Source organism: Palleniella intestinalis, from assembly GCF_013166595.1.
In the GTDB taxonomy this organism is placed as follows: Bacteria; Bacteroidota; Bacteroidia; order Bacteroidales; family Bacteroidaceae; genus Prevotella; species Prevotella intestinalis.
The window spans coordinates 1-5726 of sequence record NZ_JABKKG010000016.1 but is presented as its reverse complement, the minus strand read 5'-3'; the positions used below and the strand labels follow the sequence as shown (position 1 = coordinate 5726).

Sequence of the window (5726 nt, the reverse complement as noted above, 5' to 3'; positions counted from 1 at the left end):
GTTAATTTAAATCAACGAAAGGCGCAAAAAATGCCTTTTCCTGTAAAAAAATCCTCGGAATTCTTGCGAGATTGGCAAAAAAGCTATACCTTTGCACTCGCTTTTGAAAAACGCCTCCCTGTGAGGCAGCTGAGAAAGCGGTTCTTTGAAAGATTTGCAATACAGACAAGTAGTACAAGAGAAGCGACTTTCGCCCTTCTGAACGAAGGGACAATGAAAGTCAGGGTACAAGAAAGAAACCGTCAATCCGCTCTTCGGAGCGGCGAGACAAACGAGTAATTCTCCTTCGGCCTCGGATTCAGACAATTCTCCCACCTTATATTATATATAGGGATGTGGAAAAGATATTCTACTATGAAGAGTTTGATCCTGGCTCAGGATGAACGCTAGCTACAGGCTTAACACATGCAAGTCGAGGGGCAGCATGAACTTAGCTTGCTAAGTTTGATGGCGACCGGCGCACGGGTGAGTAACGCGTATCCAACCTTCCCATGGCTGCGGGATAGCCCGGTGAAAACCGGATTAATACCGCATGGCGTCCCTTGACGGCATCCGACAGGGACTAAAGTTTTTTCGGCCATGGATGGGGATGCGTCCGATTAGCTTGTTGGCGGGGTAACGGCCCACCAAGGCTACGATCGGTAGGGGTTCTGAGAGGAAGGTCCCCCACACTGGAACTGAGACACGGTCCAGACTCCTACGGGAGGCAGCAGTGAGGAATATTGGTCAATGGGCGGAAGCCTGAACCAGCCAAGTAGCGTGCAGGATGACGGCCCTACGGGTTGTAAACTGCTTTTATACGGGAATAACGCGCCTTACGTGTAGGGCTTTGCATGTACCGTATGAATAAGGACCGGCTAATTCCGTGCCAGCAGCCGCGGTAATACGGAAGGTCCGGGCGTTATCCGGATTTATTGGGTTTAAAGGGAGCGTAGGCCGCATGTCAAGCGTGCTGTGAAATGTCCGGGCTCAACCCGGGCCTTGCAGCGCGAACTGGCGTGCTTGAGTCCGCGGAAAGCAGGCGGAATTCGTCGTGTAGCGGTGAAATGCTTAGATATGACGAAGAACCCCGATTGCGAAGGCAGCTTGCTGCAGCGGAACTGACGCTGATGCTCGAAAGCGCGGGTATCGAACAGGATTAGATACCCTGGTAGTCCGCGCGGTAAACGATGGATGCCCGCTGTGCGCCCTTGTGGTGCGCGGCCAAGCGAAAGCGTTAAGCATCCCACCTGGGGAGTACGCCGGCAACGGTGAAACTCAAAGGAATTGACGGGGGCCCGCACAAGCGGAGGAACATGTGGTTTAATTCGATGATACGCGAGGAACCTTACCCGGGCTTGAACTGCAGCTGCATGGGGTGGAGACACCCCTTCCCTTCGGGGCTGCTGCGGAGGTGCTGCATGGTTGTCGTCAGCTCGTGCCGTGAGGTGTCGGCTTAAGTGCCATAACGAGCGCAACCCCTCTCTTCAGTTGCCATCAGGTGATGCTGGGCACTCTGGAGACACTGCCGCCGCAAGGTGCGAGGAAGGCGGGGATGACGTCAAATCAGCACGGCCCTTACGTCCGGGGCTACACACGTGTTACAATGGCGCATACAGAGAGCGGGTGCCATGCAAATGGCATCAAATCCTGAAAGTGCGTCCTAGTTCGGATTGGGGTCTGCAACCCGACCCCATGAAGCTGGATTCGCTAGTAATCGCGCATCAGCCATGGCGCGGTGAATACGTTCCCGGGCCTTGTACACACCGCCCGTCAAGCCATGAAAGCCGGGGGCGCCTGAAGTCCGTGACCGCGAGGGTCGGCCTAGGGTGAAACTGGTGATTGGGGCTAAGTCGTAACAAGGTAGCCGTACCGGAAGGTGCGGCTGGAACACCTCCTTTCTGGAGCAGCGAGGACACTGTCCGGTCTCGTCACTGCTGTCATTACTGACAGTGGCGACAATACTGACAATACTGACCATATAATATATATGTCCTTCGCTCACAGCAACAAAAAAGAAACAAAAGAAGAAAGATGCAGAAGGAAGTTTCCTTCCTGTGCCTTTCTCTTGTACGCCCTCTTGTCTGTACTCAATAATAGAGAAGGTTGAAGCGGAGCGTGAACTTTGCAGACAGTCCTATAGCTCAGTTGGTTAGAGCGCCACACTGATAATGTGGAGGTCGGCAGTTCAAGTCTGCCTGGGACTACCAAGGCGCAAGCCTATTGNGGGGGATTAGCTCAGCTGGCTAGAGCACCTGCTTTGCAAGCAGGGGGTCAACGGTTCGAATCCGTTATTCTCCACCCTCCACGGCGCACGGTGTGTGCGCATGATGTGGAAACGATCTTTGAAATGATGACACAAGCAAGACTGTAGAATAATGACAATCCTGCGCGGAGCCTTCCCTGAAGGCAGGCGTCCGCAGCAGATGGCTCATTGAGAAAACGAAATACAGCTGAAGTATGAGCGTGGCCCATCCACCTTAATTCCTGTGGAATGGGTCAAGTCGATAGAAGTAGGAAAGGGCGCATGGCGGATGCCTTGGCTCACAGAGGCGATGAAGGACGTGATAAGCTGCGATAAGCTCCGGGTAGGCGCAAATAGCCATTGATCCGGGGATTTCCGAATGGGACAACCCGGCCGTCTGAAGGACGGTCACTCCGACTTGTGTCGGAGGGCGAACCGGGGGAACTGAAACATCTTAGTACCCCGAGGAAGAGAAAATAAACAATGATTCCCCCAGTAGTGGCGAGCGAACGGGGAAGAGCCCAAACCGCACCTGTACTCAGTGCAGATGCGGGGTTGTAGGACCGCGACATCGTACCATTAGCGTGAGTGGAACACTCTGGAAAGGGTGGCCATAGCGGGTGAAAGCCCCTTACACGAAGCGCGACTGGGCGTAGCGGGATCCTGAGTAGTGCGGGACACGTGGAATCCTGTATGAATCCGCCGGGACCATCCGGCAAGGCTAAACACTCCTGTGAGACCGATAGCGAACGAGTACCGTGAGGGAAAGGTGAAAAGCACTCCGACGAGGAGAGTGAAAGAGTTCCTGAAACCATGCGCCTACAAGCGGTCGGAGCATATTTTATATGTGACGGCGTGCCTTTTGCATAATGAACCTACGAGTTGCCGTCACTGGCGAGGTTAAGGGGTTTAGTCCCGGAGCCGCAGTGAAAGCGAGCCTGAAGAGGGCGTATAGTCAGTGGAGGCAGACGCGAAACCAAGTGATCTACACATGTCCAGGGTGAAGTCCCGGTAACACGGGATGGAGGCCCGCACCGATAAGCGTTGAAAAGCTTCCGGATGAGGTGTGTGTAGGAGTGAAAGGCCAATCAAACTTGGAGATAGCTCGTACTCCCCGAAAGGCATTTAGGTGCCGCGTCGGATGGTCACCGTGAGAGGTAGAGCGACCGATAGGATGCGAGGGCTTCACCGCCTATCAAGTCCTGACGAACTCCGAATGCTCACGGTCCGCAGTCCGGCAGTAAGGGGGCGGGTGCTAAGGTCCGTCCCCGAGAGGAGAAGAATCCAGACCGCCGTCTAAGGTCCCGGAGTTCTGCCTGAGTTAGTCTAACGAAGTGTGGTCCCAGTGACAGCTAGGATGTTGGCTTGGAAGCAGCCATTCATTCAAAGAGTGCGTAACAGCTCACTAGTCGAGGGTCCGCGCATGGATAATAATCGGGTATAAGGCAGACACCGAAGGCGCGGGATAGCATATTTAGAAAGTATCGGTAGGGGAGCATTCCATATGCGCGGAATGCGGGAAGTGATTTCCGCTGGAGCGTATGGAAAAGCAAATGTAGGTATAAGTAACGACTAGGGGAGTGAGATCCTCCCCCGCCGCAAGACCAAGGTTTCCCGGGCAATGCTGTTCATCCCGGGGTCAGTCGGGTCCTAAGCCTCAGCCGAAGGGCGATGGCGATGGCAGAAACGGTTAATATTCCGTTACTGCCGCAAGGAGCGACGTGGAGACGTAGGAGTGACACCGCCGCGCACTGACGGAATAGTGCGTTTAAGGCTCTAGGCGCTGAGGAAGGCAGGCAAATCCACCTTCCGAGCTGACGGCCGAAAGTACGGCAACCCCTTCGGGGGACGCTGACAGCGCGGGTAACCATACTACCTAGAAAATCCGCTAAGCACATCCTTGCGGCACCCGTACCGCAAACCGACACAGGTAGTCGGGTAGAACATACTAAGGCGTTGAGCGATTCATGGTTAAGGAATTAGGCAAACTGACCCCGTAACTTCGGGAGAAGGGGTCCTCACTGTTGAGGTGAGGCGCAGAGAATAGGTCCAGGCAACTGTTTAACAAAAACACAGGGCTGTGCGAACTCGAAAGATGAAGTATACAGCCTGACACCTGCCCGGTGCCGGAAGGTTAAGAGGAGGCGTCACCAGCAATGGGAAGCGTCGAGTTGAAGCCCCGGTAAACGGCGGCCGTAACTATAACGGTCCTAAGGTAGCGAAATTCCTTGTCGGGTAAGTTCCGACCTGCACGAATGGTGTAATGATCCGGACGCTGTCTCAACCATGATCTCAGTGAAATTGTAGTATCGGTGAAGATGCCGATTACCCGCGATGGGACGAAAAGACCCCGTGAACCTTTACTACAGCTTAGCGCTGACCTTGGCCATTCGATGTGTAGGATAGGCCGGAGGCTTCGAAGCGTGCGCGCCAGCGTGCGTGGAGCCATCCTTGAAATACGGCCCTTCGGCTGTCTGAGGTCTAACCCGTGATATACGGGGACACCGCTTGGCGGGTAGTTTGACTGGGGTGGTCGCCTCCAAAAGCGTAACGGAGGCTTTCAAAGGTGCCCTCGGGCCGATTGGTAACCGGCCTTATTGAGTGCAATGGCATAAGGGCGCTTGACTGGGAGGGAGACATCCCGAGCAGGCAGGAAACTGGGACATAGTGATCCGGCGGATGTGCATGGAAACTCCGTCGCTCAAAGGATAAAAGGTACTCCGGGGATAACAGGCTGATCCCCCCCAAGAGCTCATATCGACGGGGTGGTTTGGCACCTCGATGTCGGCTCGTCACATCCTGGGGCTGGAGAAGGTCCCAAGGGTTGGGCTGTTCGCCCATTAAAGTGGCACGCGAGCTGGGTTCAGAACGTCGTGAGACAGTTCGGTCTCTATCTATCGTGGGCGTTGGAGTTTTGCGCGGGTCTGGCACTAGTACGAGAGGACCGTGTTGGACAGACCTCCGGTTTGCCGGTTGTGCCGCCAGGTGCACCGCCGGGTATCTGAGTCTGGTCAGGATAAGCGCTGAAAGCATCTAAGCGCGAAGCCGTCCGCAAGATTAGAACTCCTTTGAGGGTCGTTGTAGACTACGACGTTGATAGGGTGCAGGTGTAAAGACGGCGACGTCAAAGCCGAGCACTACTAATTGCCCGAACGCTTCATCGCAAAGCCATGCTCCGGCTGTATTTCCGGTCTTTTTCCAAGACAGGTTTCATTAATGGGTCATGAACCTTCCGTTGCCATGCGGTTCGTGCATTGCCATTGCGGCAGGCATGAGGGATGCATAAGGAAGGGAAAACTCTGGGTCTTGTTTGTGTCACGCATTTCCACCATACGCGGTGACGATGGCGAAGGCAGAAGCCACGCCGTCACCTGCGGAGAAGACATATCAGGTGGCTATTGCGGCGGGGTTCCACCTCTTCCCATTCCGAACAGAGAAGTTAAGCCCGCCTGCGCCGATGGTACTGCACTGCAATGCGGGAGAGTAGGAGGCCGCCTTCTTT

Annotated in this window: 1 protein-coding gene, 2 tRNA genes and 3 rRNA genes; all 6 read left to right on the top strand. The window is 54.7% G+C overall.

The features are described 5' to 3' along the window. The coding region (locus HPS57_RS14265) for a hypothetical protein (protein WP_216653421.1) at window positions 1-279 on the top strand (279 nt) is incomplete at its 5' end. 72 nt (window positions 280-351) lie between these two features. Continuing rightward, window positions 352-1880, top strand: a 16S ribosomal RNA gene (locus HPS57_RS14225). Window positions 1881-2112: 232 nt separating this feature from the next. Continuing rightward, a tRNA-Ile gene (locus HPS57_RS14220) sits at window positions 2113-2189 on the top strand. Window positions 2190-2206: 17 nt separating this feature from the next. Then, a tRNA-Ala gene (locus HPS57_RS14215) sits at window positions 2207-2280 on the top strand. 205 nt (window positions 2281-2485) lie between these two features. Next, window positions 2486-5388, top strand: a 23S ribosomal RNA gene (locus HPS57_RS14210). A gap of 223 nt (window positions 5389-5611) precedes the next feature. Beyond that, window positions 5612-5724 (top strand): 5S ribosomal RNA (gene rrf, locus HPS57_RS14205). The 16S, 23S and 5S rRNA genes sit together here with 2 tRNA genes alongside, the layout of an rRNA operon. Window positions 5725-5726: the final 2 nt, after the last annotated feature.